General features: G+C 66.7%; 28 protein-coding genes. 7 read left to right on the top strand and 21 right to left on the bottom strand.

Annotated features, from left to right (window positions below; translation table 11 throughout):
• Positions 1–21: 21 nt before the first annotated feature.
• From ABLE91_RS24600 to ABLE91_RS24565, 8 genes are all read right to left on the bottom strand, one after another.
• Positions 22–420 carry a RidA family protein gene (locus ABLE91_RS24600; protein ID WP_348935156.1) on the bottom strand — a complete coding sequence of 133 codons (399 nt, stop codon included), beginning with the start codon at positions 418–420 and terminating at the stop codon, positions 22–24.
• Positions 421–431: 11 nt separating this feature from the next.
• A complete protein-coding gene (locus ABLE91_RS24595; RefSeq protein ID WP_348935154.1) occupies positions 432–830 on the bottom strand; it encodes a RidA family protein in 399 nt (132 codons plus the stop codon).
• Positions 831–861: 31 nt separating this feature from the next.
• Entirely contained in the window at positions 862–1,692 is an 831-nt protein-coding gene (locus tag ABLE91_RS24590) for an ABC transporter permease (RefSeq protein WP_348935152.1), read from the bottom strand.
• A gap of 22 nt (positions 1,693–1,714) precedes the next feature.
• Complete coding sequence (locus tag ABLE91_RS24585; RefSeq protein WP_348935150.1) at positions 1,715–2,485, bottom strand: ABC transporter ATP-binding protein; 771 nt, start codon at positions 2,483–2,485, stop codon at positions 1,715–1,717.
• 24 nt (positions 2,486–2,509) lie between these two features.
• The gene (locus ABLE91_RS24580; RefSeq protein ID WP_348935148.1) at positions 2,510–3,526 is read right to left on the bottom strand and encodes an ABC transporter substrate-binding protein; all 1,017 of its coding nucleotides are present in this window, start codon (positions 3,524–3,526) and stop codon (positions 2,510–2,512) included.
• 392 nt (positions 3,527–3,918) lie between these two features.
• Entirely contained in the window at positions 3,919–4,839 is a 921-nt protein-coding gene (locus ABLE91_RS24575) for a LysR family transcriptional regulator (protein ID WP_348935146.1), read from the bottom strand.
• Positions 4,840–4,999: 160 nt separating this feature from the next.
• A complete protein-coding gene (locus tag ABLE91_RS24570; protein WP_348935144.1) occupies positions 5,000–6,496 on the bottom strand; it encodes an ATP-binding protein in 1,497 nt (498 codons plus the stop codon).
• Positions 6,493–7,212: a response regulator gene (locus ABLE91_RS24565; RefSeq protein ID WP_348935142.1), complete on the bottom strand. Its 720-nt coding sequence runs from the start codon at positions 7,210–7,212 to the stop codon at positions 6,493–6,495. The genes ABLE91_RS24570 and ABLE91_RS24565 overlap by 4 nt, the downstream gene beginning before the upstream one ends.
• Positions 7,213–7,572: 360 nt before the next feature.
• On the opposite strand from ABLE91_RS24565, the gene ABLE91_RS24560 reads away from it, so the two are divergent.
• Positions 7,573–7,821 (top strand): hypothetical protein, encoded by a 249-nt coding sequence (locus ABLE91_RS24560; protein ID WP_348935140.1) that lies wholly within the window; start codon positions 7,573–7,575, stop codon positions 7,819–7,821.
• A 56-nt stretch (positions 7,822–7,877) separates the two neighbouring features.
• Here ABLE91_RS24560 and soxA read toward each other — a convergent pair whose 3' ends face one another.
• From soxA to ABLE91_RS24515, 9 genes are all read right to left on the bottom strand, one after another.
• Entirely contained in the window at positions 7,878–8,642 is a 765-nt protein-coding gene (gene soxA, locus ABLE91_RS24555) for a sulfur oxidation c-type cytochrome SoxA (RefSeq protein ID WP_348935325.1), read from the bottom strand.
• A gap of 158 nt (positions 8,643–8,800) precedes the next feature.
• Positions 8,801–9,121 carry a thiosulfate oxidation carrier complex protein SoxZ gene (gene soxZ, locus ABLE91_RS24550; RefSeq protein WP_348935138.1) on the bottom strand — a complete coding sequence of 107 codons (321 nt, stop codon included), beginning with the start codon at positions 9,119–9,121 and terminating at the stop codon, positions 8,801–8,803.
• Positions 9,121–9,582: a SoxY-related AACIE arm protein gene (locus ABLE91_RS24545; protein ID WP_510181994.1), complete on the bottom strand. Its 462-nt coding sequence runs from the start codon at positions 9,580–9,582 to the stop codon at positions 9,121–9,123. Before ABLE91_RS24545 ends, soxZ begins: the two co-directional genes overlap by 1 nt.
• Positions 9,583–9,584: 2 nt before the next feature.
• Complete coding sequence (gene soxX, locus ABLE91_RS24540) at positions 9,585–10,022, bottom strand: sulfur oxidation c-type cytochrome SoxX (RefSeq protein ID WP_348935135.1); 438 nt, start codon at positions 10,020–10,022, stop codon at positions 9,585–9,587.
• On the bottom strand, positions 10,019–11,248 hold the full coding sequence (locus tag ABLE91_RS24535; RefSeq protein ID WP_348935133.1) for an FAD-dependent oxidoreductase: 1,230 nt from the start codon (positions 11,246–11,248) through the stop codon (positions 10,019–10,021). The genes soxX and ABLE91_RS24535 overlap by 4 nt, the downstream gene beginning before the upstream one ends.
• Before the next feature lie 16 nt (positions 11,249–11,264).
• On the bottom strand, positions 11,265–11,570 hold the full coding sequence (locus tag ABLE91_RS24530; RefSeq protein WP_348935131.1) for a c-type cytochrome: 306 nt from the start codon (positions 11,568–11,570) through the stop codon (positions 11,265–11,267).
• Complete coding sequence (locus ABLE91_RS24525) at positions 11,567–13,735, bottom strand: xanthine dehydrogenase family protein molybdopterin-binding subunit (protein ID WP_348935129.1); 2,169 nt, start codon at positions 13,733–13,735, stop codon at positions 11,567–11,569. Before ABLE91_RS24525 ends, ABLE91_RS24530 begins: the two co-directional genes overlap by 4 nt.
• 10 nt (positions 13,736–13,745) lie before the next feature.
• The gene (locus ABLE91_RS24520; protein WP_348935127.1) at positions 13,746–14,207 is read right to left on the bottom strand and encodes a (2Fe-2S)-binding protein; all 462 of its coding nucleotides are present in this window, start codon (positions 14,205–14,207) and stop codon (positions 13,746–13,748) included.
• Between the two features lie 269 nt (positions 14,208–14,476).
• Positions 14,477–14,914 carry a c-type cytochrome gene (locus ABLE91_RS24515; RefSeq protein WP_348935125.1) on the bottom strand — a complete coding sequence of 146 codons (438 nt, stop codon included), beginning with the start codon at positions 14,912–14,914 and terminating at the stop codon, positions 14,477–14,479.
• Positions 14,915–15,230: 316 nt separating this feature from the next.
• Between ABLE91_RS24515 and ABLE91_RS24510 the strand changes: the two genes are divergently transcribed.
• A complete protein-coding gene (locus ABLE91_RS24510) occupies positions 15,231–16,019 on the top strand; it encodes an SDR family NAD(P)-dependent oxidoreductase (protein WP_348935123.1) in 789 nt (262 codons plus the stop codon).
• Between the two features lie 6 nt (positions 16,020–16,025).
• On the opposite strand, the gene ABLE91_RS24505 is transcribed toward ABLE91_RS24510, so the two are convergent.
• Together ABLE91_RS24505 and ABLE91_RS24500 are read right to left on the bottom strand one after the other, a co-directional pair.
• Complete coding sequence (locus ABLE91_RS24505) at positions 16,026–16,253, bottom strand: MerR family transcriptional regulator (RefSeq protein WP_348935122.1); 228 nt, start codon at positions 16,251–16,253, stop codon at positions 16,026–16,028.
• A 10-nt stretch (positions 16,254–16,263) separates the two neighbouring features.
• Complete coding sequence (locus ABLE91_RS24500; protein WP_348935120.1) at positions 16,264–16,458, bottom strand: MerR family transcriptional regulator; 195 nt, start codon at positions 16,456–16,458, stop codon at positions 16,264–16,266.
• A gap of 74 nt (positions 16,459–16,532) precedes the next feature.
• Here ABLE91_RS24500 and ABLE91_RS24495 point away from each other — a divergent pair, with 74 nt between their 5' ends.
• Positions 16,533–17,405, top strand: coding sequence for a class I SAM-dependent methyltransferase (locus tag ABLE91_RS24495; protein WP_348935119.1), 873 nt, complete (start codon positions 16,533–16,535; stop codon positions 17,403–17,405).
• 26 nt (positions 17,406–17,431) lie between these two features.
• On the opposite strand, the gene ABLE91_RS24490 is transcribed toward ABLE91_RS24495, so the two are convergent.
• Complete coding sequence (locus tag ABLE91_RS24490; RefSeq protein ID WP_348935117.1) at positions 17,432–18,565, bottom strand: cupin domain-containing protein; 1,134 nt, start codon at positions 18,563–18,565, stop codon at positions 17,432–17,434.
• Between the two features lie 67 nt (positions 18,566–18,632).
• The gene (locus tag ABLE91_RS24485) at positions 18,633–19,730 is read right to left on the bottom strand and encodes a helix-turn-helix domain-containing protein (RefSeq protein WP_348935115.1); all 1,098 of its coding nucleotides are present in this window, start codon (positions 19,728–19,730) and stop codon (positions 18,633–18,635) included.
• 226 nt (positions 19,731–19,956) lie between these two features.
• On the opposite strand from ABLE91_RS24485, the gene ABLE91_RS24480 reads away from it, so the two are divergent.
• The 4 genes from ABLE91_RS24480 to ABLE91_RS24465 all read left to right on the top strand — a co-directional run bounded on the left by ABLE91_RS24480 (position 19,957) and on the right by ABLE91_RS24465 (position 25,537).
• Positions 19,957–20,961 carry a hypothetical protein gene (locus tag ABLE91_RS24480; protein ID WP_348935114.1) on the top strand — a complete coding sequence of 335 codons (1,005 nt, stop codon included), beginning with the start codon at positions 19,957–19,959 and terminating at the stop codon, positions 20,959–20,961.
• A 90-nt stretch (positions 20,962–21,051) separates the two neighbouring features.
• The gene (locus ABLE91_RS24475; RefSeq protein ID WP_348935112.1) at positions 21,052–21,882 is read left to right on the top strand and encodes an FAD binding domain-containing protein; all 831 of its coding nucleotides are present in this window, start codon (positions 21,052–21,054) and stop codon (positions 21,880–21,882) included.
• The gene (locus ABLE91_RS24470; protein ID WP_348935110.1) at positions 21,879–24,578 is read left to right on the top strand and encodes a molybdopterin-dependent oxidoreductase; all 2,700 of its coding nucleotides are present in this window, start codon (positions 21,879–21,881) and stop codon (positions 24,576–24,578) included. The genes ABLE91_RS24475 and ABLE91_RS24470 overlap by 4 nt, the downstream gene beginning before the upstream one ends.
• Positions 24,575–25,537: an antibiotic biosynthesis monooxygenase gene (locus tag ABLE91_RS24465; RefSeq protein WP_348935108.1), complete on the top strand. Its 963-nt coding sequence runs from the start codon at positions 24,575–24,577 to the stop codon at positions 25,535–25,537. Before ABLE91_RS24470 ends, ABLE91_RS24465 begins: the two co-directional genes overlap by 4 nt.
• The last annotated feature ends 73 nt before the right edge of the window (positions 25,538–25,610 follow it).

Below are 25,610 nucleotides of genomic sequence, written 5' to 3'. Positions count from 1 at the left end.
GAGCGTAGGCACCCCGTCGGATCACGCCAGCGCCACGCACTCGATCTCGATCTTCAGCCCGCCGGTGAGCTGCACGCCGCAGGTGGTGCGGGCGGGCGGGGCGGAAGGGAAGAATTCGCGGTAGACCGCGTTCATGTTCTCGAATTCGAGCATGTTGTAGAGGAAGACGTTGACCTTCACGATGTTCGCCAGCGACGAGCCGGCGGATTCCAGCATGTGGCTCATATTGGTGAGGATCTGCCGGGTCTCGCTCGCCACCGTCCCAAGGGCGCGCTCGCCGGTCTCGGGGTCGATGGAGACCATGCCCGAGAGGAAGATGAAGTCGCCCACCTTCACCCCCGGCGAGTGGGGAAGGTTGAAGTTCTTCGAGACGTTGAGCTTGGGGTTCTTGGGCTGGATGATTTCGCGAGTGAGTTTCATCTGATCGTTCCTCAGGCGGCTGCCACGACGTCGAGCTGGACCTTGAACCCGGCCTCGAGCTGCACGCTCCAGACGGTGCGGGCGGGGGGCATGTGCGGCACGTAATTGCGATACATGCGGTTGAGCACGTCGTATTCGATGCGGTCGTAGATCATGGCGTGGATCTGCACGATGCGGTCGAGCGAGGAGCCGTTCGCCTCCAGGAGAATCTTGAGATTCTCGAAGATGCGCTTGGTCTCGCTGGTCACCGTGCCGTGCTCGCGCTCGCCGGTCTCGGGATTGATGGGCAGCAGGCCGGAAATGTAGATCAGCCCGCCGGCCCGGATCGCCACCGACTGGTGGTGGCCGTATTCCTTGCGCATGTCGAAGCCCGGCATGGGCGGTTCGAGCACCTCGCGGTGAAGCGTCATCGCGGGTTTCCTCCTCAGGTGGGAATTGGGTCTAGGCGCGGGGCGCGATCTGTCCGTTGTCGTTGTCGCGGGGCCGCCAGCGCAGCACGCGGGCCTCGATGGCGTCCACCCCGGCGGTGAGTGCCATCATGATGATCATCATGACGAACACCATGGCCAGCGCCCCTGTTGTGTCGTAGCCGGTGGAATAGGCGTTGAGCCGGTAGCCGAGGCCCTTGGAGGACACCAGGAACTCGCCCAGGATCACGCCCACCAGGGCAAACGGCAGGCTCATCTTGAGGCCGGTGAGGATCCAGCTCGACGCGCTCGGCAGCATCACCTTGGTGAAGATCTGCCACTGGGTGGCGCCCTGGACGCGGGCCACGTCGCACAGCGCCTTGTCCACGCCCCGCACCCCCGAGAGGGTGTTGAAGAAGGTGATGAAAAAGACCAGCGTCGCCCCCAGGAACACCTTGGACGCCATGCCGATGCCGAACCAGACGATGAGCATGGGCGCGAGCGCGATGCGGGGGATGGAGTTGAGGGCCAGCAGGAACGGGCTCAGCACGTTCGCCACATAGTCCCACCGGGCCAGCAGCACGCCCAGCGCGACGCCGGCCACGGCGCCGATGGTATAGCCCGCCACCATTTCCTGCGCTGTCACCAGCAGGTCCACATAGAAGCCCGAGGCGCCGAGCTCGCTGGCGATCTTCAGGAAGATCAGGCTCGGCTTGCTGAAATAGAAGGCGTCGAACAGCCGCCCGGAGCCGAACTCCCACAGCGCGAACACGATGGCTGCGAGGACGATGCGCCCGGCCTGGACGCTGAGGGTGCCGCCGAGGGGAAGCCTGCGGCGTTTGCGGGAGGGGCGTCTGGTGGTCACGGCGCCTCCGGCCAATGCCTTGTCAGTGTGTGCCATTCATCTGCACCGCGAGTTCGTTCCAGATCAGGTCGTAGAGCCGCCGGAATTCCGGCTGGTCGTGCAGGAAGAAGATGTCCCGCGGGCGCGGGATCTCCACCGGGTCGTTGCGCGCGATCCGGCCCGGGCGTGCGCTCATGAGGATCACACGGTCCGCAAGGCCGATGGCCTCGGCAAGGTCGTGGGTCACGAACAGCACGGTGGAGCGCTGGGTCTCCCAGATGGACAGGAGGAGGGATTGCAGCGAGAGCCGGGTCTGCGCATCCAGCGGCCCGAACGGCTCGTCCATCAGGATGATCTCGGGCTCGTAGATCAGCGTGCGGATGATGTTGCCGCGCTGGCGCATGCCGCCGGAGAGCTGGTGGGGGAAGGCGTCCTCGAAGCCGGCGAGGCCGACCCGCGCGATCCACTTGTCCGCCTCGCGCCGCCGCGCGGCGGCGGGCACCCCGGCAAGCTCCAGCGGGAAGGCGACGTTGTCGCGCAGGGTGCGCCAGGGGAAGAGATTGTCCCTTTGGGTGATGTAGCCGATCTGCCGATTGATGCCGATCACCTCACGGCCGTCCACCCAGATGCTGCCCTCGGAGGGCGGCGAGAGGCCCGAGATCAGGTTGAGCAGCGTGGATTTCCCACAGCCGCTGGGCCCGACGATGGTCACGAACTCGCCGCGCTGGATGTGGAGGTCGGTGCGCGCGATGGCGTCGATCTCCATGCCGTTGTTGCCGCCGAAGCGCTTGAGGACGCCGTCGATATGGAGCATGGGAGCGGTCCTTATCTGGCAGTCTTACTTCTTGGGCAGGAAGTCGTTGTTGGCGACCTCCTCGAAGGTGGCGGCCTTCTTCACGGCCCCGGTATCCACCAGGAACTTGCCGGCCTTCTCCACGGCGGTCTTGGTGACGGTGCCGGTGCGGCTGTAGCTGTCCTTCATGGTGTCCAGCATGCCGAGGATCATCTCGTCCGACAGGCCGGAATTCTGCGCCTTCAGCGCCGGCAGGAAGCTCGCGCCGGGCTTTTCCATGATGTCGTTCACCGAGGCGAACAGGCCGCGCAGGAACTTGCGCGTGGTTTCCGGATGGGCCTTCACATATTCGGGCAGCGCATAGACCAGCTCGAACAGGAAATCGTCAAACTGCGGGTCCTTGCCGGCGGCGTTCTGCGTGAAGGCGATGCCCTTGCCACGCTGCACGGCGAGCTCCACGAACGGGGCGCCGGTGCAGCCCACGGCGATCTGGCCGTTCTCGAGCGCCGGCAGCATGGAATTGGTGCCGCCCACGCCGATGATGGTGATGTCCTTCTGAGGGGTGAGGTCGGCGCGCAGGGCATATTCCTGGAGCATCAGATAGGTGAAGGAGCCGGGCCGGGTGCCGGCCACCGTCAGGCCCTTCATCAGCTTCAGGCGCTCCGCCAGCGGCGTCTCCGCGGTGATGCCGAGCTTTTCCGCCGTCGCCTTGTTCATGGCGCAGTCGATATTCATGCGCTGGGCCATGTTGGCGATGGCGAGCAGCGGCTTGCCCTGCTCGGCGGCCATGAACAGGCGGTTCGGCGTCGAGACCGTGAACTGCACGCTGCCGGAGATCAACGCGTCCACGTCGGGCCCGTCGCCATTGGTGCTGATGACCTCTACGTCCAGCCCTTCCTTGGCGAAGAAGCCGTTCGCCTGCCCGTTGAACAGCGGAAAGAAGATGATGGCCGCGACCGGGATGGTGACCTTGATCTTCTCAAGCTGCTGGGCGTGCGCGCCGGAAAGCGAACCGAAGACGAGGAGAAGCGCGAGGAAAAGGCGGGAGACGTTGGCGGTCATGAGGCCCTCCGGGACAGTCGGAGGAGGGATTAGCAAGCCATGTGCCAATCCCGCCGGGAGGGCCGTGGGCTTTTATCGGCAGGAAAGCCCACCTTGCGGAAAACGCGGGCGATGGATCCATCTGCATCGTTCTTGGGCACGATGTTGGATAAAGTGGCAGATAATGTGCCTCTTTTGGCTGTCTATCTCAAGAAGAGGCGTCTGAAACGCGCGGAAATGGGCTTCTTCAATCAACTGAGAAATAGAAAGAGCAGGAAGACGGCGCGAGGGATTCAAAGCGGACGCGACCCCGATACCTGACATGAGGGTCGTGTTCGAATTTCGGCAACGACAAAATCAGATAATTGGAAGGAGGTAAGTCACGAATGCTGTCTTATGGACCATAAGCTGCGCTATGGCTGCTGTTCGACAAACGCGGCGCCCTGCGCTTCGGCCGAACGATGGAGCTGTGCCAGGAAGGCTTCCACAGCCACGGGAAGCTTCCGGCCGGCCAGCACCATCACGTCCATGGAGGCGCTTTGCAGCGCGCGGTCGGCGAGGGGGATTGCGCGCAGATGGCCGGTGGCCACCTCTCGCTGGCAGGAGCGCAGGGAATTCATGGACAGGCCGAGCCCGGCTTTGGCGAAGGCGCGCAACGCATCGATGCTGTTGGTGAGCAAGGCCGGCTTGAGGCGCAGGCCCTCGATGCGGCAGCACTCGTCGATCATGGCACGGATGCCGAAGCCGGTGATCGGCACCGCCACGGGGTGGGACAGCACCTCGCGCAGCGAGACCGAGGCCTTCTGCGCCAGGGGATGGTCGGGCGCGCAGAAGACGTTGAGCTGGTCCACCAGCCGGAAGCGGAATTCCACCTCCCGTTCCGGCTTGGCGTTGAAGGCAAGGCCGATATCCGCTTCCCCGCTGCGCACCGCCGCCACCACGTCGTCGGTGCCGGTGACATGCAGGTCGAACGCGATGCCCGGATGCTGGGTGCGGAACCCGCCCATGGCGTCGGTGATATAGTCGCCCACAAGGCCTTCCACCGCGGCGAGCCGCACCGAGCCTTGCTCCAGCCCCATCAAGGCGGCCAGCTCCGAGCGGGTGCGCTCCTCGTCCAGCATCACGAGCTTGACGTGCTGCGCGTAGATCTTCCCGGCTTCGGTGAGCCGCATCCCGCGCGGGTGCCGCTCGAACAGCGGCATCCCCACCTGCTGCTCCAGCAACTGGATCTGCCGGCTCACGGCGGAGGCGGCGACGTTGAGCTGCCGGCAGGCATCACGGATCGTGCCCGCGCGCGTGACCTCGTAGAAATAGCGGAGCTGCGTGAAGTCCATCTCACCCCGGGCGTCTGGATCGAGCAGGTTCTGTTACCAGCTTTCCCCGTTTTTCCCGAGAGCTCGCGCCCGGGACTGGCAGCGAGACATGGATGCCCGGGAGAAACCCGGGCATGAAAAAGCCTTTCACCACCAATTGCGTGATGAATGTCGAGGCCGCTCAAGCCCTCGATATGCCCGCCGGTGCGAAGGGGCGTGGGATGCGCACGGCCGGATACCGCGCTTTGCGCTTCTGGGCCGTGCTGTCGCCGTCCATGGCGGGCAGGCTCATGACCGCTTTCAGGCCCTTGGGCTGGTTGATGAGGAAAACATCGCCGCCATGGTGGCGCACGATGGTGCGTGCGATGGCAAGGCCGAGGCCGAGCCCCCCGGTCTCCCGGTTGCGGGAATGCTCCAGGCGGAAGAACGGGGCGAAGACCTGCTCGCGGGACTCGTCCGGAATGCCCGGGCCGTCATCCTCCACCACGATGTCGATATTGTCCGCGCTCCGCTCGATGCGCACGCGGGCGCACTCGCCATAGCGCACAGCATTCTCCACGAGGTTCCGGCATGCCCGCCGCAGGGAGGCGGGGCGGCAGCGATAGCTGATCTTCGGCGCCTCGGCGAAGGTGACGGTGTGGCCGAGCTCGGCCAGATCCTCGCACAGGCTTTCCACCAGGGCGGAGAGGTCGACGGTGCGGGTCTCCTCGGCGGTGCCCTCCTCGCGGACGAAGGCGAGGGTGGCCTCGCACATGGACTGGATCTCGGTGACCGTGCTGAGGATCTTCTCGCGCAGCTCGTCATCCGCCACGAACTCCGCCCGCAGGCGGAGGGAGGTGAGGGGCGTGCGCAAATCGTGGCCGATGGCCGCCAGCATGCGGGTGCGATCGTCCACGAAGCGCACGAGGCGCTCCTGCATCTGGTTGAACGCCTCCGCCGTGCGGCGGATGTCGTCCGGTCCGGTCTCCGGCAGTGGCGCGATCTGCTGGCCGCGCCCCAGCGCCTCCGAGGCCTGGGCGAGCCGCCGCAAAGGCTGGGTGATGCCGCGCGCGGCGAATACGGCGATCACTGAGAGGACCAGCGCGGAAATGCCCATGGAGGTCATGGTCTGGGCGTTCCAGAAACTGTCGGGGGTGGGCTTGGCAAAGGCGGAGTTCAGCCAGCTGCCATTCTCCAGCCGCACGGCGAGGCCCATGCCCATGGTGTTGTCGAGATAGAGGAATTTCGCCGGGCGGGAGAGCGCCCATGCGGCGGCCGGCATCTCGATCCAGTTTGCAGATCCTATGTCCGCGGCGTCGCGCGGCGGCTCGATCCGGGGCTCCAGCAGCGGTGCGGGATGCCCGGGCAGGGAGACGCGCGGCAGAGGCTGCGCCAGCTGCGCCCAGGCCTGCATGCGCCATGCCGGGGCCTCCGCGGGCGCGGCGGGGGAAATCCAATAGCGCGTCGTATAGGTGTTGCTGGCGGCGAGGATGTCGCTTTGCAGCTCGGGCGGCGTTGCCTCCAGCACGCGGGCGAGGGAGGCGCAGCGGCTCAGCATCTCGCCCTTGGCGGATTTGCGCATGGCCTGTCCGTGCTCGTCCCAGGAGATGAAGAACACCACCGCCTGCGAGAGGATCAGCGAGAACAGGGTGAAGCAGATGAAGCGCGCCGCTAGGCTGCGCGTCCAGAGGCGCATCATGGCTGCCTCACTTCCGCAACGAGACTGTAGCCGCCGCCCCAATGGGTCTTGATGACGGCGGGAGATTTGGGGTCCGCCTCGATCTTCTTGCGCAGGCGGCTCACCTGATTGTCGATGCTGCGGTCGAACGGGTCCGCATTGCGGCCCACGGTGAGGTCGAGAAGCTGGTCGCGGCTCAGCACGATACCGGGATGATCCAGGAAGGCGCACAGGAGGCGGTATTCGGCCGTGGAGAGGGGCACCGCCACGGCGTCCGGCCCCAAAAGCTCGCGCCGGCCGGCATCCAGGGTCCAGCGATCGAAGCGCACCACCTTTGCCGCGAGCTGGCCCTTCTGCGGCGGCAGGCTGTTCACCCGGCGCAGCACCGCCTTGATGCGCGCCAGAAGCTCCCGCGGATTGAAGGGCTTGCCCACATAATCATCGGCGCCCACCTCGAGGCCGACGATGCGGTCCGTCTCCTCGGTCATGGCGGTGAGAAGGATGATGGGCAGGTCCGTCGTGCTGCGCAGGTGGCGGCAGAGGGACAACCCGTCCTCGCCCGGCATCATGACGTCGAGCACCACGAGATCGGGCGCGCTCTTCTCAAGAAGACGGCGCAAAGCAGCCCCGTTCTCCGCAAGGCTGATGCGGTAGCCGTGCTGAGTGAGATACTTGCCGACGAGATCGCGGATGTCGCGATGATCATCGACGACTGCGATATGCGGTGCCGCGTCCATTGATATGCTCCATCCGGACCATACCCAAGCCGTCCCGCAAGCCCATCTCAAAAGTGTATCAGATTGTCTCAATCCCTGCCCTTGGGACACTCCGGCACTATTTTCCTGCCTCGCCGGCGGCAGAATACTGTCGCAGCCACATTCCGTTCAGGAAACCCCATCTCGATACCGAATAAAGTTTTCGCCGTAGCTCGGTAGCGTCTTCGTATCAATGTGTAGGCTTGGCTGAGATCACGACAATTTAAAACAATTTGGGGCGATCGCGCCATAGGTTTGCGACAAGTGGCAAATAGGCTGCGCAGCGTCGGGCGACCGGCTCAATTCGCAGTCAACAACTGCACAGCCAAAGGATATATACCAATGCGCTACGCTCTCATCGCTGCTGCTTCTGCCGCCCTTCTCTCCACCGGTGCCATGGCACAGGAGAACACCTACAACCAGCGCACCCAGATGCAGGCGCCCCGCGCTTATGCACCTGCCGTGGCCCCCTCCCAGGCGACCACCACCTTCCCCCAGAACGTGATCAATCCCGAGCGCCAGGGCGCCGGCATCACCAATGAAGATCGCCTGTTCCTGATGCAGGGCGATCGCGGTCTCGGCAACGGCTGATCGACGTTTATCCGGTCCAAGCGAGAGCGGCCGGCCTTGCCGGCCGCTTCAGCGTGTCAAGGCCGAACCCCCGGCGTCTCCATTTTGAGGCCGGTGGCCCGCGACATGAGATAGAGTTCGAGATCGACGAATTCCGGCGCCCCGTAATCGAACGGCTCCGCCCGAACCCCCACCATGCAGGCGCGCATGCGTCTTTGCAGCGAGCCCAGCGACTGCCATTCCAGGCGGTAGAGCGGATAGGCGTTCGGCTGGGCCTGCGTCACCGCGCTGCCGCCGAGCCGGGCGTTCCAATGATCGTCATGACAATTGGCGCAGGAGAGGTCGAGCTGCCCCATGCGCTGCTCGAACAGGCGCCGGCCTTCCGCTAGGTTATTCGCGAGCCGCGGGTCGGCGGCGGGGGTGACCGGCATGCCCCGCGACTGGTTGGCGACGAAGGCCGTGAGCGCCAGCATTTGCGGGCTTTCGTGGCCGAGCGGCGCGGCCTGCTGATGATTGGCCCGGCACAGATTGATGCGGCCGGAAAGATCCACCGGGCGCCCTGATTGAGCGTCGAAGTCCGGATAGCGCGCGGCGACGCCGCGCATGCTTTTTGCCGCGTCCTGATGGCAATCCGCGCAGGATTTCCCGGCCGCGCCCTCCCGCTTGCGCCAGAGTTCGGCGCCGTCCAGCACCCAGAACATGCCGGGATTGGCGGTGTCGTCGGCCTGCATGGCCTGCGTCTCCGGGGAGGCGAACTCGATGCCCGAGCGCCGTTCGGCTTGCTCGATGCCGGCGGCACCGGAGGCGGAGAGGAGCAGAGCGGCAAGGCTCGCCGCGCGCAGCACAGCCGGGCGAATGACTCCCTCCCCCCTTGCGGGGGAGGGGTGGGGAGGGGGGTATGTCTCCGCTTGATGCCGACGCCTGTGGTCCAGGCGGCGCCATACCCCCCTCCCTGCCCTCCCCCGCAAGGGGGGAGGGTTCTGGCTCGGGGAAGGCCCCATCAGGTCACCGTCAGATCCGCGGTCGCCACCTGAACCTCGCCGCCATCCTCCGTCCAGGAGAAGGTCACGGGCCCGCTCTCGTCCGCGCGGATGAAGAAGGAAACGAAAGGATTGGCGGACATGGCCGGGAACAGCTCCGCAGAGAACACCGCCTCCCCGCCATAGGTGCAGACGAAGCGGTTGATGATGCGCCTCGGGATGGCGACGCCGTTCGGCCCCATGCGGTGGCCGGTCTCCATGGGGTGGGCGATCATGGCGCGGATCTCGATGATGTCGCCGCGCCGCGCGGTCTTCGGGACATTGATGAGGGTGCGGGCCATCACAGCTCCTCGATGCAGGCGGCGAGCGTCACCACAACGCTGCCGGCGCGCGCCCAATAGGTGCCGTCGCTCATCTCGGCGACAGCGATCACCTGCTGGGAGGTGGCGAGGCGGATGCGCGTGGAGACGCGCGCCCGGCCGGCGCGCGGCGTGAGGTGGAAGACGGCGATGTCCGCCTGCGGGTTCTTCTCGTTGAAGAGGGCGATGCGGCGCACATGATCCTCGGTGGTCATGGGGCTTGCCACATCCACCGTGACGCCCACCGCATTGCCGTTCTCCACCAGCGGCGCGATGTCGAGGCGCACCCGGCCGTCGCGGATCTCGGCCCCGCCTGTGAAGAGGCGCACCGCTTCCTCCAGATCGGGGCGGGCGAGGGCGCGCCGGGGGAGGCTGAGCACGAGGAGGCCGGCGGCCGCGCCCACCAGCACATCACGCCGCTTCAGAGGGGTGGTCTCGGCCATCTTCATCCCCTCAAGGTAGAGAGATAGGCGACCAGATCCTCGATCTCGTCCGCCGACAATATGGGTTTCCCGCGCCACGCCTCCGCGATGCGCGCGCCGCCCGCCGGCCCATAATAAGTGGGCATGATGCTCGCGGGATCGAGCGCCTTCATGTCCACGATGCGCAGGCGGATCTGCCCCTCGGACAGGCGGGCACCCACATCCGCGAGCGTCGGCGCCAGCGTGCCCTGCATGTGCGCCGGCGCATCGACGCCCGAATGGCACAGCACGCACAGGCTCTTGTTCCGGTCGCCCATGAGGGCGGCGCCGCGTGCGGCGTCTCCCGCCGCGCCGGTGAGGGAATGGGGAATGGCGTCGCCCTCCACGGAGTAGGACACGACCTGCGCGCCGGCGGGGGAGGCGGCCATGAGGAGGCCGGCGGCGAGCGCGCCGGCCTTCATGCGAACACCTGGTGCGTGATGGTGCCGAACCACGCCTCGGCATAGGCCGCTTCCAGCGCCCGCACCTCGGCGGGGGCGTTCAGGGGGCTGGTGCCGCCCGCGCCGTCCACTTCCGCAAGGAGGCCGTCTTTGGGGCGGTAGACCCCGGCGATGGAGATGCCGTAGTCCGGCGCCACGAGGCTGTAGCAGGTGTTGATGAGCTTCGGGGTCTGCGGCTGCCGCCCGGCCAGAAGCTCCGTCACGGCGGCGGCGCACACCTTGGCCTGTCCATTCGCCGTGAAGGCGGATTTCGGCATGGCCCCGCCGATGGCGGCATCGCCGATCACATGCACGCCGCTCTGGAGCCGGGATTCGAACGAGACCGGGTCGATGGGACACCAGCCGGAGGCATCCGCCACGCCCGCCGCCTGCGCGACGGCGCCCGCACGCTGGGGCGGGATGACGTTCGCCACATCCGCCTTGTGGCTCCCGAACTCGGTCACGAGGGTGTGCGTCGCGGGATCCACCTCCGTCACCTTGCCGCCGAAGGAGAGCGACACCCATTCGATCAGGCCGGGATAGAGCGCGGTCCAGGCCGCCTCGAACAGGCGCTGCTTGGAGAAGGCATCCTTGGCATCGAGGATGAGGAGCTTGGAGCGCGGTTTGCGGGTCTTCAGATAATGCGCGATCAGGCTCGCCCGCTCATAGGGACCGGGCGGGCAGCGGAAGGGATTGGCGGGGGCCGAGATCACCACCAGCCCGCCATCCTCCATGGCTTCGAGCTGTCGGCGCAGCAGCACCGTCTGGGCCCCGGCCTTCCAGGCATGGGGCATCAGCTCGGCGGCGGCGCGGTCATAGCCGGCGATGGCATCGAAGTTGAGGTCGATGCCCGGCGCGAGAACGAGCCGCTCATATCCCAGCTCGGCGCCGTCATCGAGCCGCACGCGCTTTGCCTGCGGATCGACGGCGACCGCGCCGCGCGGCACATGGATGACGCCAGCCTTCTCCACCCCCGCATAGCCGAAGGTCTGCGCCTCCATCTCCCGCAGGCCGGCGATGACGCCGTTGGAGAAGGGGCAGGCAACATAGCGCGCATTGGCCTCCACCAGCGCCACGGCAAAGCCCTGGCCTGCCAGCGCGCGGGCGCAGCTCGCCCCGGCAAACCCGCCGCCCACCACCACCACGCGGGCAGGGGCCTGCGCCAGGACGGCGGGCGCGCCGAGCACGGCCGCGCCGCTTGCCGCCATGCCCTTGAGGATCGTCCTACGGCTTGGCCGGCTCGCCTGCGCCCGTCGTGACGAGCCAGTCGGCGATGGCGCGGGTTTCTTCATCGGAGAAGCCTTTGGCGATGCGGTCCATCACGGTCGCAGGGCGGGCGCCGCTGCGGAATGCCTGCATGTCCGCGACGATCTCGCCGGCATTGCGGCCGGCGAGGCTGGGAATGGCGCCCTCGGGCGCAGGCGCGTGGCACCCGCCGCAGGAAAGCGCGCCGGGCGGTGCGACGGGTGCGGCCATGGCGGGTGTTGCCGCCATGGCCGCGACGAGGAGCGCCGCGTGCGCGGGCCTCATGCCAGCGGGTGGTTCTTCAGCGGCAGCATGCGGATGCGCTTGCCCGTGGCCGCGAAGAGGGCGTTGAGCACTGCCGGCGCGGCCACTGCGATGGTAGGCTCGCCCACCCCGCCCCAGAAGCCGCCGGAGGGGATCATGATGGTCTCCACCTTCGGCATCTGGGCCATGTGCACCACGTCGTAGGTGTCGAAATTCTCCTGCTCCATGCGCCCCGCCTTGACGGTGCATTCGCCATAGAGGCTGGCGGAGAGGCCGTAGACAAAGGAGCCTTCCACCTGCCGCTCCACCTGGGCGGGGTTCACCACGTGGCCGGGGTCGGTGGCGGCGATGATGCGGTGGATCTTCAGTTCGCCCTTCTCCACCGAGACTTCCGCCGCCGCCGCCACATAGGAGCCGAAGCCCATGATCTGGGCGAGGCCGCGGCCGATGCCCTTCGGAGGAGGCGTGTCCCAGCCGATGCGCTCGGCCACCGCGTTCAGCACCGCGAGGTGCTTCGGGTGGTTGGCCATGAGCTTGCGGCGGAACGCCAGAGGATCGACGCCGGCGGCATGGGCCAGCTCGTCCATGAAGCTTTCCACATAGATGGCGTTCTGGTTGAGGTTCACCCCGCGCCAGAAGCCCGGCGGAACCGGGGGATTGCGCATGGCATGGTCGATGAGGATGTTCGGGACCGTATAGCCCAGCATCCCTTCCGGGCTCTTGGGCGTGAGGCCCTGGAACACCACCGGGTCCATGCCGCCCTGCATGCCTTCCGGCCGCACCGAGGCGAGGATGGACTGTCCGGAAATGCGCATGTGCAAGGCGGTGAGGTTGCCCTGCTCATCCAGCGCGCCGGTCATCTTGCACTGGGTGGTCGGGTGATAGAGGCCATGGAGCATGTCCTCCTCGCGCGACCAGAGCAGCTTCACGTGGGTGCCGGGGAACGCCTTGGCGACGATCACCGCCTGCCGCACATAGTCCTGGAAGCCGCGCCGGCCGAAGCCGCCGCCCAGAAGCAGCTTGTGGACCTCGCACTGCCGTGCCGGCAGGCCGGAAGCTTCCGCCGCTGCCGCAAGGCTCGCCTCGCCGTTCTGGGTGGGCGCCCACACCTCGCAACGATCGCCAGTGAACAGCGCGGTGGCGTTCATGGGCTCCATGGTGGCGTGGTTCTGATAGGGGAAGGCGTAGGTCGCCGTCACCGTCTTCTGCGCCTTGGCCAGCGTGCCCTTGGCATCGCCCGCGCTGTTGGCCACGAAGGCCTCGGGGGCGTCGAGGCCCTCCTTCAGCATGTCCGCGATGGAGGCGCTGGTGACGTCCTTGTTGGGGCCGTCTTCCCAGGTGATGGGCAGAGCGTCGAGGGCGGTCTTCGCCTGCCACCAGGTCTGCGCCACCACGGCGAGGGTGGCGTCGTCCACCTTCACCACCTTGCGCACGCCGGGCATGGAGGCGATGGCGGCCTCGTCATAGGAGCCGATTTTGCCGCCGAATTGCGGGCAGGCTTTCACCGTCGCATTCAGCATGCCGGGGAAGCGCAGGTCCGCGCCGTAGATCTGCTTGCCAGTGAGCTTGTCCGCCGTGTCGAGGCGGGGCAGGGGCTTGCCGGCGATGGTCCAGTCCTTGGGGTCCTTCAGCGCGATGCTGGCGGGGGGAGTCTGGCTTGCCGCCGCGGCCGAGACCTTGCCATAGGTGGTGCTGCGGCCGGAGGCGGCATGGGTGATGACGCCCTTGGAGACCCGGCATTCGGCGGCCGGCACCTTCCACTCGGCGGCGGCTGCGGCGATCAGCATCTGGCGGGCGGCGGCGCCGCCCTCGCGGACATATTTTTCCGATTCACGGATGCCCCGGCTGCCGCCGGTGGAATAGCTGCCCCAGACCCGGTTCCGCTTCAGGTTTTCCGCCGGGCCGGGATATTCGGTGGTGACCCTGGCCCAGTCGCATTCCAGTTCCTCGGCGACCAGCTGGGCGAGGCCGGTGAGGGTGCCCTGGCCCATTTCCGAGCGGGCGATGCGGATCACCACGGTCTCGTCGGGCTTCACCACCACCCAGGCATTCACCTCGGGCGGGGTGGCGCTTTGCGCGTTCGCCTCCGAGACGAACGGCAGATGGAAGCCGAGGGAGAGGCCGCCAATGGCGGCGGCGGAGCCGACAACGAAGTTGCGGCGGGAGAGTGCGGGTTGGATGGTCATGCGCGCCTCCTCAGCCGGCCTGCTTGCCGTCAGCGGCAAGATGGATGGCGGCGCGCACCCGGTTATAGGTGCCGCAGCGACAGATATTGGTGATCTCGGCGTTGATGTCTTCGTCGCTGGGGTTCGGGTTCTGCTGGAGCAGGCCCACCGCCGCCATGATCATGCCGGACTGACAGTAGCCGCATTGCGGTACGTCCAGCGCAAGCCAGGCCTTCTGCACGGGGTGGCTGCCATCGGGCGACAGGCCCTCGATGGTGACGATCTTCTGCGCTTCATCGACGCCGCTCACCGGCATGGCGCAGGAGCGGGTAGGAACGCCGTCGATATGCACGGTGCAGGCGCCGCACATGGCAATGCCGCAGCCGAACTTGGTGCCGGTGAGGCCGATCTGTTCCCGGATCACCCAGAGCAGCGGGGTGTCGGGATCGACCTCCACGTCGCGGACCTGACCGTTGATGGTCAAACGAGGCATGTGCAGCTCCTTGTGCAGGAAATCTTTTGGGGCAAGACATCCTTGGGGCAGGGAAGGCGGAACCCGTAGCGTGCCCACGCCGCCGGAGGACCGGCGAGGAAGGGGCGTTTCTGCGCGCGGTCCTCACGGCGGGTGCCACGATGTGAGGCGGGGGGAAGCCTAGGCGCCAGCTGTCGCAGAACCTTGTCCCCCGCGTTCGGCTTTGTCGCAAAGTATGCCTAGGTCTAGCTCCTGATAAGAATTGATACAATTTGGAAGTGTGGCGGCGGCTATTGCTGGGCCGTGGGCTGTGCCTGGGCCGTGGGCTGTGCCGGGGCCGGGGACTGCGTCTGGGTCGTGGGCTGTGCCCGCAGATAGGCGATGATGGCGCTGCGCTGCGCCGCGTCGGCCACGGAGACCGTCATGGTGGTGCCGGTCACCGCGATCCGGGGATTGGCGAGATAGGTGTCGAGGGTCTGCTCGTTCCAGGTGATGCCCGAGGCTTTCAATCCCGGCGAATAGCGCGCGCCCTCCACCGAGCCCGCCGCCCGCCCGAACAGTCCGGCAAGGCTCGGCCCCACCCGGTTCTGTCCGGCTTCCAGGGTGTGGCAGCTTCCACAGCGGGTGCGGAACAGGCGCTCGCCCTCCGCCGCGTCCTCCGCATGGGAGAGGGGCGCGAGGGCGACGAGCGGAAAGGCGAGGACAACGGCAAGCGGCAGGGCGTTCATGAGACATCCTCTTCCACGCGGCGGGCGATGGGGGGCGGCCCGCCGGGGCTGAGCCGGGAGCGTGCCGGCCGGTGGGGTCTGCGGAGGCGGATGAACTTAGGTCCATCGCGCCATCCGGGGTTGGTGCGCCTTAAGGGTGGTGGGCACCTTTCGCAGAACTTTGCCAAGCACCACGAGAAATGTCGCAAGATGTAACGGCTCCAGAATGCCTTGGGGGCCTAAAGGCATCTCTGCCGGCACAGCCGCGCGCAGGGTGGGATTCCATCTGGAATCAAGGCGCTATAAGAAGTCTGGCTGCAAACTTATGGATTCCCGCATGACGACATCCCCGGACAAGGTCGCCCTCATTACCGGAGCGGCGCGCGGCATCGGGCTTGCCGTCGCCAAGCTCTTCCTGGCGGAGGGCTGGCGCGTCGGGCTTCTCGACATTGACGGGGAGACCTTGCGCCGATCCGTGGACGGCCTGGCGCAGCCGGACACGACGCTCGGCTTGGAATGCGACGTGTCCGATCCGCAGGCCGTGGCGTCCGCCATGGCGGCGCTCGTGGCGCGCTTCGGCCGCCTGGATGCGCTGGTCAACAATGCCGGTGTCGCGGCATTCAAGCCGCTGCTGGACACCACGGACGCGGAGTGGGGCCGCATCCTGGCCGTCAACCTCACCGGCCCATTCCTCTGCACCAAGGCCGCCGCGCCCCTGATGCGCGAGCATGGCGGAGGGGCCATCGTCAACATCACATCCATTTCGGGGCTGCGGGCGTCGACGCTCCGGACCGCCTACGGCACCAGCAAAGCGGGCCTTGCCCATCTCACAAAGCAGCTGGCTGTGGAACTCGCCGCCATGGGCATCCGCGTGAACGCGGTCGCGCCCGGGCCGGTGGAGACGGCCATGGCCAAGGCCGTGCACACGCCGGAAATCCGCGCCGACTACCATGATGCGATTCCACTGAACCGCTACGGCCTGGAGGAGGAGCTTGCGGAGGCGGTGTTCTTCCTCTGCAGCAATCGCGCCAGCTACATCACCGGGCAGATCCTCGCCGTGGACGGCGGGTTCGACGCCGCCGGCATCGGCCTGCCGACGCTCCGGGGCGAACGCCGCAACGGGTAAAGCGCCCTAACCGAGCGCGGCCTGGGGCGCCTTTTTCGTTCGCGCTCCGGACGCGGCGGCGCGCAGGATGCGGCGGAAGGTTGGGCAATCCATATGGCTTGGCGTAGGGCAGGCGGCAGCGTGCCTGAGGCCGTCGCGCATGGCGCTCAGCTTGCGGATGGTCTTGTCCAGATCCTCCGCCTTGGCCGCGAGCATCTGCCGGTCGATGCGCGGCTGCCCGTCCGGCGCGAACATGAGCGCGATCTCATCCAGCGCAAGCAAAGCCGGCGGCGCGCGCCAGGGCGATCAGCGCCAGCCGTTCCAGCACGTCGGGATCGAACAGGCGGCGCAGGCCCCGCCTGCCGATGGAGGCGATCAGCCCTTTCTCCTCATAGAAGCGCAACGTCGAGGCCGGGACGCCGGAGCGTTGCGCCACCTGCGCTATATCCAGGTCTCTCATCCTCTTGACCTCAAGTCGACTTGAACTGGCAAGGTGCGGGTTCCACGTTCTTAAGGCAAGCAGAGGAGGCGATCATGGATGACGCACGCCAGACCGAAAGCGCGCAGGCGCTGCATTGGAACGGCCTCGCCGGCCGGGCCTGGGTCGAGGCACAGGACGTGCTCGACCAGATGCTCAAGCCGTTTCAAGAACTGCTCGTTGAAGCGATCGTCCCAGGCTCCGGAGGGCAGGTGCTCGATGTCGGCTGCGGCACGGGCAGCACGACGCTTGCCGTCGGGCGGCTGCTCGGCGCGAACGGGCGCTGCGTGGGCGTCGACATTTCGGAGCCGATGATCGCCGCCGCCCGCGCCCGCGCCGAGCGGGAGGGCTCGCCGGTGAGCTTCATCCGCGCCGACGCGCAGACCCACGCCTTCGCGCCTGCCAGCTTCGACATGATCATCTCGCGCTTCGGCGTGATGTTCTTCGAGGACCCCATCCGCGCCTTTGCGAACCTGCGGCACGCCGCAAGGAACGATGCCGAGCTCCGTTTCGTCGCCTGGCGCAGTGCCGCGGAAAATCCGTTCATGACTACGGCCGAGCGTGCTGCGGCACCGCTTCTGCCCGACATGCCCACCCGCCCGCCGGATGCACCGGGGCAATTCGCCTTCGCGGATCAGCACCGGGTCCACCGCATCCTGGAGGAGAGCGGCTGGGGCGGAGCAGAGATCCGGCCCATCGATGTCGCCTGCACCCTGCCCGAGACGGCGATGGTCTATTACCTAACCCGGCTTGGTCCCCTCGGCTCGATCCTCCACGAGGCGGACGCGCCGATGCGCGCCCGGGTCATCGACACGGTCCGCGCTGCCTTCGATCCCTATGTGCACGGAGCGGAAGTCCGCTTCACAGCCGCCTGCTGGATGGTGCGCGCCGAAGCACGCTCAGTGTCGAGGGGGGAAGCGCCCGCCTGAACGCCATCCCCAGTCGCGGGGCGACTTCAGGATTTGATGACCCGCTCCAGATCCTTCGGCGAGAGACGGAGATTGGCGGCCAGAAGTTCGGCGGTGTTCGAGCGCACCCAGTCCGTCATCTCCACGGATTCATAGATCCCGTCGTCAAACACCGCCGCAAGCTCCAAGGGGCCCGTCCCGATGCTTTGGGTGAAGTGGCCGCACCCGCGCGGCACATAGGCCAGGTGGCCCGCCGGCAGGTCGTAGGAGACAACCCGGTCGGGGGACAGGAAGATGGTGGTGCGCGCCGTTCCGGAGATCACGTACTGCCATTCATTGGCGTTTGGATGCCAGTGTGGGTCGCGCTGCTCGCCCTGCTCGATATGGACGAGGGCGCTGGTCATCGTCTTGCAGAGGGGAAACTCCTTCGACGACGCGATGGTCATGGACACGCCGTCGCGCTTCACGTTCGGCCGCTGCGCCCGCAGCGGGTAGCGGCAGGAGAGGGGGCCTTCGTTCAAGCTCCCGGAGGCCGGCTCGGCCGGCAGCGGTCCCGGCGACGTGGCTGTCGCGAAGAACTCGCCTTTCCTGGGAAGGGCGTCGAAGGTGGCGGCCGGCACGTCGAAGGCTTCGGCCAAGACGGGCTTCGGCATGTTTCCGAGCCAGTTGGACAGGCTGAACGTGGCGTATTCGGAGTAAACCCCGCTGTCGAAGGCCAGCAGGAATGTACATGCCTTATCGTCCAGGCTCTGGATGGCGTGGCCGTAGCCGCGCGGGAAGTACCATGTGTCGCCGGCAGCGAAATCCAGCGTCTGGGACTTGCCGTTTGGGTCGATGATGCTGACGCGGCAGCGACCGGACAGGACATAGGCCCATTCAGCGGCATTGGCATGCCAGTGCAGTTCCCGGAGCGCACCGGCGGCGAGGGTGATGACGCCCCCGGAAATCCCCTTGGATGCAGGGAAATTGCGAAAATTCGCTTCCCTGAGCCAGCATCCGTTCATGGCGAAATGATCGGGCTGGCCAAGCAGGTCGATGGTGAAGGTTTCGCCGTCCGGGGCCGGTGCTGGAGACGGGGCGGCGCTGGGCACGGTCTGCGCCTGCGCAACGGAGGCTTGGGCCAGGAGGATGCCCCCGGCACCCACAACGCCTTCGAGAATTCCCCGCCTCGACACACTCATCGCTGTCTCCCCCCAACTTCTGCGCGCTGCGCTTCCGCGCGGCGTGAATTCCTGATGATGGCGCTGCTTAAGGCTGAGCCTCGCGGCTTCGCCGGTGATCCGCCCCGGGCCTTGGCTCGTTTGGCCGCTCTGGCTCCCCGGCAGCGTCGCCGTGTGCCCGCCGGCTCGAATGGCGTGCCTCGCGCGGGGTCATCCCGTAGCGCCGCTTGAACATGCGGTTGAAGGTGGGGTGCTCGAGGAAGCCGCAGCGGAAGGCGATCTGCGAGATCAGAAGGTGCGAAAAGGCCGCCGATGCGAGCATCCGCCGCGCATGATCGAGGCGCCGGCTCCAGATGAAGGCGCTCACGCTCTCGCCATGTAGCGCAAAGGTCCGGTAGAGGGCGGCACGGGAGCAGCCGAGGCGTGCCGCAACCACATCCGGCGTGAGGCTGGGATCGGTGCATGTCGCCTCGATAAGGCGGGTCGCCGCCGCATAGAAACCCTGCGGAAAGCACTCCGTCACAGCCGCCTCGCACTGCTCCGCCTGTAGCATGGCAAGCGCCATGTCCACGGCGGCGTTCACGCTCAGCCTGCGATGGGTGGCGGAGAGCATGGGTGCGTTGTCGAGGGATGCGCGCATGTGGGAGCCGAGGACAGCCGCCATGCCTGCGCCGGCAAAGTGGCGTCCGGCCAAAGCCGACAGGTCGCTGCCGAGAACCGCGCAAACCTGCGCACGCGGGAGGATCAGGGCGATCGCGCGGTGCCTGGAGCGGACCATTTCGCTCGGGCGCGCATAGTCGATGACATGGATGTCGCCGCTGCGCACCCTGCGCGATCCCTGCTGTTCGAGGCATGCGCTGGTGCATTCGAGCATCAGGTCGATGATGATGTCGTCGCAGTCGTCACGGGCGCAGCGCGCGGCGGTTCGCTCCGCCGTAAGGCCGTCGGAGGCGTGCTCCACGAGCTCGCCCACCGTGCCGGAGATGCGCCGGAGGCTGGCCTGGAACGGGCGGTCCGTGTCAAGCGCCCGGCGCGGCTCCACGCGTCGCAGGACATCCTCGCGCCAATAATCGAGCCGCTCTGCTGCCGGGATACCGTCGGTGGTCCATTGGGAAAATGCACCCCCGGCAGCCTCCGCGCCGCCGTGAGACGCACGATCAAGTTCCTGCCCACCCCCGCGAGACATGGCGCCTAACTCCCGACTTTAGAAGTATAGTACTTTTCCGCTGTTGGGGAATTTTTTCGCGCTATCTCACACACTTAGTTTGTGGGCATGCGCCTTCGAGCAAAGCGGGCGGGGGCTTGAAATGAAAAAATATGTGTTGTCGCTATCGGCGATTACGAGTGTGTGCCTTGCTTTGGCGGGTGCGGTTCCGAGCAATTTTGCTTCAGCGGCTGACGCCCCACCCTTCATGAATATCATCGTCGGCGGCCCGGTGCCCAGCGCGAGCGAGACGGCGACGCAGAATGTTCTGGCGCTGAATACGGCAATGTTCGCCCTTTATGGTGATTCAGGCCGCATCATTTCCAGCAATATACTTGCCCAGCATCCCGTGATCCTGGCCCTCTTTTCCGGGGCCGGCGGGCGGCTTCTTCTCTATCGTCCCGGCATGCCGCGCCTTGAGGCGCCGCCGGTTCCCGAGGTCTATCAGCTCCTCAAGTCCATCGGCCACAGCACCATGGTGCTCTCGGTCCTGGCCGGCCCGCATATCGACAAGCCCGCCGACCAGAGCTGGGTTTCGCCCATGCAGGCGTTCCGCGCGCAGATGCAGTCCGCCCTCGACAGCCTGGACAAGACCTCCATGCCGGAGGCCTGGCGCGCCAACAACATCGCGATCCTCAAGGACAATATCGCGTTCATGGATGAGAGCCTGAAGAAGGGCGTCATCACGTTCGACGCCTTGGAGGCGTTCGCGAAGAAGCAGGGCCCGCAGCTGAAGAAGAGCATCGCCTGGGCCGCCCAGACCCAAGTGAACCATTGGATGGGCGTGATGAGCGAATGGAAGGCCATGCTCGGCGCGGATTGGGACAAGACCTATGGGGCGAGCAACACCATCTATGTCGCCCGACAGAACAACGTCCTGTTCAGCGTCCTCGCCCAGTTCTTCGGTCCGGAGGCCATGAATACCCGCCTCATGCTGATCGAGACGGTGTCCTTCACCACCACGCCGGAGGACATGCTCGGGTCTTTGACCCGTATCATTGCGGACCGCACCGTGGGTGGTCTGTTCTTCGGCAACAATGCGCTGATGGACTACGAACTGATGGGCGGCGATGCGCGTGACGCCATCATCGCGGATGCGACGAAGCGTGGCATGACCCCGTTCTTGCCGCCGCTCGTGCCGTTCGGTTCCAAGCAGTGGCCCACGCTGATCACGCCGGGCCCGGGCCCGGCCACCCTGTCGCAGCTGCCCTGAATGAACAAGAGTCCCGACGCGCTGTCATTGGCGCGTCGGGAACCTGTGCTCTCGGACCTCATTACGCGATAGCGATAGAGCGGCCTTTCCATGGACATCAACACCATTCGCCATATCGAGCGCCCGCCTTCGGCCGCTGATGTAACCCATTGGCGTGAGGGCCTTGCCTGGCTCTCCGGTGGGACGTGGCTGTTCTCCGAGCCGCAGCCGGCTTTGGATACGCTGATCGACCTGAGGGCATTCGACTGGCCGGCACTGGCCGTAAGTGCGGACGGGCTCGACATTGCCGCGACCGCGCGGATCGCCGATCTCGACAAGCTGGTGTTTCCCAAGGAATGGACGGCAGGGCCGCTTCTCTCCCTGTGCTGCCGCGCGCTGCTCATGTCGTTCAAGATCGCCCATGAGGCGAGCGTGGGCGGCAATATCTGCATGTCCCTGCCGGCCGGGGCCATGATCTCCCTCTCCACCGCGCTCGAAGGCACCTACACCCTGTGGCCCCGAGACGCCGAGCCCCGGACGGTCGCCGCCATCGACTTCGTCACCGGCAACCGCGCCAATGTCCTGGCCCCGGGCGAGCTGCTGCGCAGCATCCATCTGCCCGCTTCGGCCCTCACCAAGCGCTTCGCGTTCCGCCGCTCGTCCTTGACCCATCTCGGCCGCTCGGCCGCGCTCCTGATCGGCACTTCCGGGCCGGATGGCGATCTGCTGCTGACCATCACCGCATCGACCTTCCACCCGGTGCAACTGCGCTTTGGCCCATCTCCCAGCGCCGTCGATGTGCGCCGCGCCATCGATGCGGCCATCCCCCAGGATGGCTATTTCGACGATGTGAACGGCCTGCCGGCCTATCGGCGCCACCTCACCTACCATTTCGCTGAAGAGATCCGCGCGGAGCTGGCCGGATCGGGAGCCGTGGCATGAACTATTCCATCGACGGACACAGCTTTTCCGCCGAGCCGCGGGCCGGACAGTGCCTGCGCACCTTCCTGCGCGATCGCGGCGTCTTCGGCGTCAAGAAGGGGTGCGACCAGGGCGATTGCGGCGCCTGCACCGTGTGGGTGGACGGATCGCCTATCCATTCCTGTCTGATGCCGGCCTTCCGGGCCGCCGGGCGCGAGGTCACCACCATCCAGGGCCTCGCCAAGGGCAATGAGCTGCACCCGACGCAGCAGGCCTTCCTGGACGCGCAGGCCTTCCAGTGCGGCTATTGCTCCGCCGGCATGATCATGACCATCGCCTCGCTGGACGAGGAACAGTTGGCGGACCTGCCGCGCAATTTGAAGGGCAATCTCTGTCGCTGCACGGGCTACGGCGCGATCCATGACGCCATCAACGGCGTGGTCAATGTGAGCGAGGACGTGGCCGGGGGCGCCTGCGGCGCCAGCCTGCCCAACCCCTTCGGCCCGGGCATCGTCACCGGCCATGCGCGCTACACCATGGATCTGGAGGTGGCCGACCTCACCTATCTGAAGGTGCTGCGCTCGTCCCATCCCCACGCCCGCATCGTCAGCATCGACCGCACGGCGGCCATGGCCGTGCCGGGCGTGCTGGAAGTGTTCACCTGGGAAGACGTGCCGCGCCGGCTGTACAGCACTGCGACCCACGAGGACCATCTGGTCGATCCCGACGACACCTACATTCTGGACGATGTGGTTCGCTTCGTCGGCCAGAAGGTGGCGGCGGTGCTCGCCGAGACCGAGGCGGCGGCGGAAGCGGGCTGCCGCGCGCTGGTGGTCGAATATGAGCAGCTGCCGGCGGTGTTCGACCCGGAACTCGCCATGGCCCCGGAGGCGCCGGTTCTGCACCGCAAGGGCGGCGAGGCTCACGGCAACGTCTTTGCCGAGATCGGCGGCGAAGTGGGCAGCGTCGCCAAGGGTTTTGCCGAGGCCGACGCGATCCACGAGCGGACCTATTCCACCTCGCGCGTCCAGCACGTGCACCTGGAGACCCACGGCACCATCGCCTGGAGGGGCGCGGACGGGCGCATCCATGTCCGCACCAGCTCGCAGGCGCCCTTCATCGCCCACGAGAAGCTCGTCTATCTCTTCGGGCTGCGGCCGAGCGAGCTGCACGTCTTCACGGAGCGCGTCGGCGGCGGCTTCGGCGGCAAGCAGGAGATGCTCACCGAGGATCTCTGCGTCCTGGCCCTCTTGAAGACCGGCCGGCCGGTGAAGTGGGAATTCACCCGCGAGGAGCAGTTCATCGGCGCCAGCACGCGCCACCAGATGACCACCCATGTGAAGCTGGGAGCCAAGTTCGACGGCACGCTGACGGCGATCCAGATCCGGGTCGTGTCGAACACCGGCGCCTATGGCGGCCATGCCAGCGAGACGCTGGCGGCCTCCCTCGCCAGCCCCATGAGCGCCTATCGCTGCGTCAACAAGAGAGCGAACGGGTACGTCGTCTACACCAACATGGTGCCGGGAGGCGGCTTCCGCGGCTATGGCGCCTCGCAGTCCACCTTCGCCATCGAATGCGCCATGGACGATCTGGCCAAGCTGCTGAAGATCGACCCGTTCGCCCTGCGCCGGCGCAACATGGTCACGGCGGACGACTGGATCGAGGCCGTCTGGAGCGAGGCGTCGGACGTGGATTTCGGCAGCTACGGCCTCGACCAGTGCATGGACCTGGTGGAGAACGCGCTCGCCACGGGCGAGCGGCGCCCGAAGCCCGAAGGCGAGAATTGGCTCGAGGGCACCGGCATCGCGCTCGCCATGCTGGAATCCGGCCCGCCCACCGAGCACCGCTCGGGCGCGGTCATGGAGCTTCTGCCGGACGGCCGGTTCCATCTTGCGGTGGGCTCCACCGAGATGGGCAACGGCTCGGTGACCTCGCACCGCCAGCTCGCGGCGAGCGTGCTCGGATCCCGCGCGGAAGACATCGACATCATCAATGCGGATACCGACAAGGCGCCGTTCGACACCGGTACCTTCGCCTCGACCGGCACCGTGGTGGCGGGGCAGGCGGTGACGCTGACCGCCACGGCGCTGCGCCAGAACATCCTCTCTTATGTCGCCCGCATCACCCAGTCGAAGATCGAGGACTGGAAGATGGAGGGTGGCGCCGTCGTCAGCGGCGACCAGCGCATCAGCCTCGCCGAGCTTCGCGCCACCGGCACGGCGGCCGGCCACCGCTTCCAGGCCAAGCGCAAGGCCTATCTCTCGCCGCGCACCGTCGCCTTCAACGTGCACGGCATCCGCCTTGCCGTGCACCGCGTGACCGGCGACATCGAGATCCTGCAAAGCGTGCATGCCGCCGATATCGGCCGGCTGATCAACCCCATGCAGTGCCGCGGCCAGATCAACGGGTCCATCATCATGGGCCTGGGCTGGGCGCTCACCGAGCACATGGACTATGACGACACCGGCCACATGAAGAATGCGGCGCTGCGCAATTACCGCATCCCGAGCTTCGCGGATGCGCCACGCAACGAGATCATGTTCGCCGACACCTACGACACCATCGGCCCGCTCGGCGCCAAGGCGCAGGGGGAATGTGCGATCAATCCCATCGCGCCCGCCATCTCCAACGCTCTGTTCAACGCCACCGGAGTGCGCTTCGCGACCTTGCCTTTCACCCCGGACCGCATCTTCGACCGCCTGCAAGGCGTGTCATGACCGCGCCCAGTTCTGCGCCAGCCGGTTCCGTCACCGTGGTCGTCCAGACCCGGGTGCGGCCCGGCTGCGACGAGGCCTTCGCCCTCTGGCAGGAGGAGACGAGCGGATATATCGACAAGCTGTCCGGCTTTCTCGGGCAGACCGTCATGCGCCCCAGCCCCCCGGCACAGGTGGACTGGGTGATCCTCCAGCGGTTCGAGAGCAGCGCCGCCGCCATCAACTGGCTCAATTCGCCGGAGCGGCTCGAGCGCATCAACAGCGCGCAGTCGATGCTGGTCGGCCGGGACGACATCCATATCGTTCCCGATGGCGTCTCGGGCGTGCTTCCGTCCCCCGTCTCGGTGGTCATCTCGACCCGCATCAAGACCGGGCAGGAAGCCGCCTACCGCGCGTGGGAGCAGCGCATGGCTGCGGCCCAGAGCAAGGCGCCGGGCTTCGAGGGCTATCGCTTCGAGCCGCCGATCCCCGGGGTGCAGGACGACTGGCTGTCGATCCTGCGCTTCGATTCCGAGCAGAACCTCCAAGCCTGGCTCAATTCGCCCGAGCGGAAGGACCTGCTGGTCGAGGCGGAGCCGTTCACCCAGGAGTTCCATGCCCGCATCGCCCGCGCCGGCTTCGACCAGTGGTTTGCGACGCCTTCAGGCGGCCAGCCCCAGCAGGCGGTGTGGAAGCAGAACATGATCGTTCTGATGCTGCTGTACCCGGTGGTCTTTCTGTTCGGATACACAGTGCAGGTCCCTGTTCTGATGGGATGGGCGGGCCTTTCCTTTCCGATCGCCCTTTTCATCGGCAATGTGGTCAGCATCTGCCTTTTGACCTATCTGGTGCCGTGGGCGAGCGGTCGCCTTGCCTGGTGGCTCAACCCGAAGCAGCCATCGTCGAAAGTGGACTTCGGCGGGGCGGCGATCCTTGCCGCCATCTATGCCGTGTCGATCGCGGCCTTCTCCCTGCTGCACTGAGACGCGCATCACCCGTGCGCAGAAGCCGCAGCGCCTTGCCCGGCCATAGCCGGTCAGACCCATGTCTTCTATA

Origin of the sequence: Aquabacter albus, from assembly GCF_040049275.1 — a bacterium.
In the GTDB taxonomy this organism is placed as follows: Bacteria; Pseudomonadota; Alphaproteobacteria; order Rhizobiales; family Xanthobacteraceae; genus Aquabacter.
Note: the sequence above shows the minus strand (reverse complement) of the source record. Positions and strands in the feature narration are given on the sequence as shown.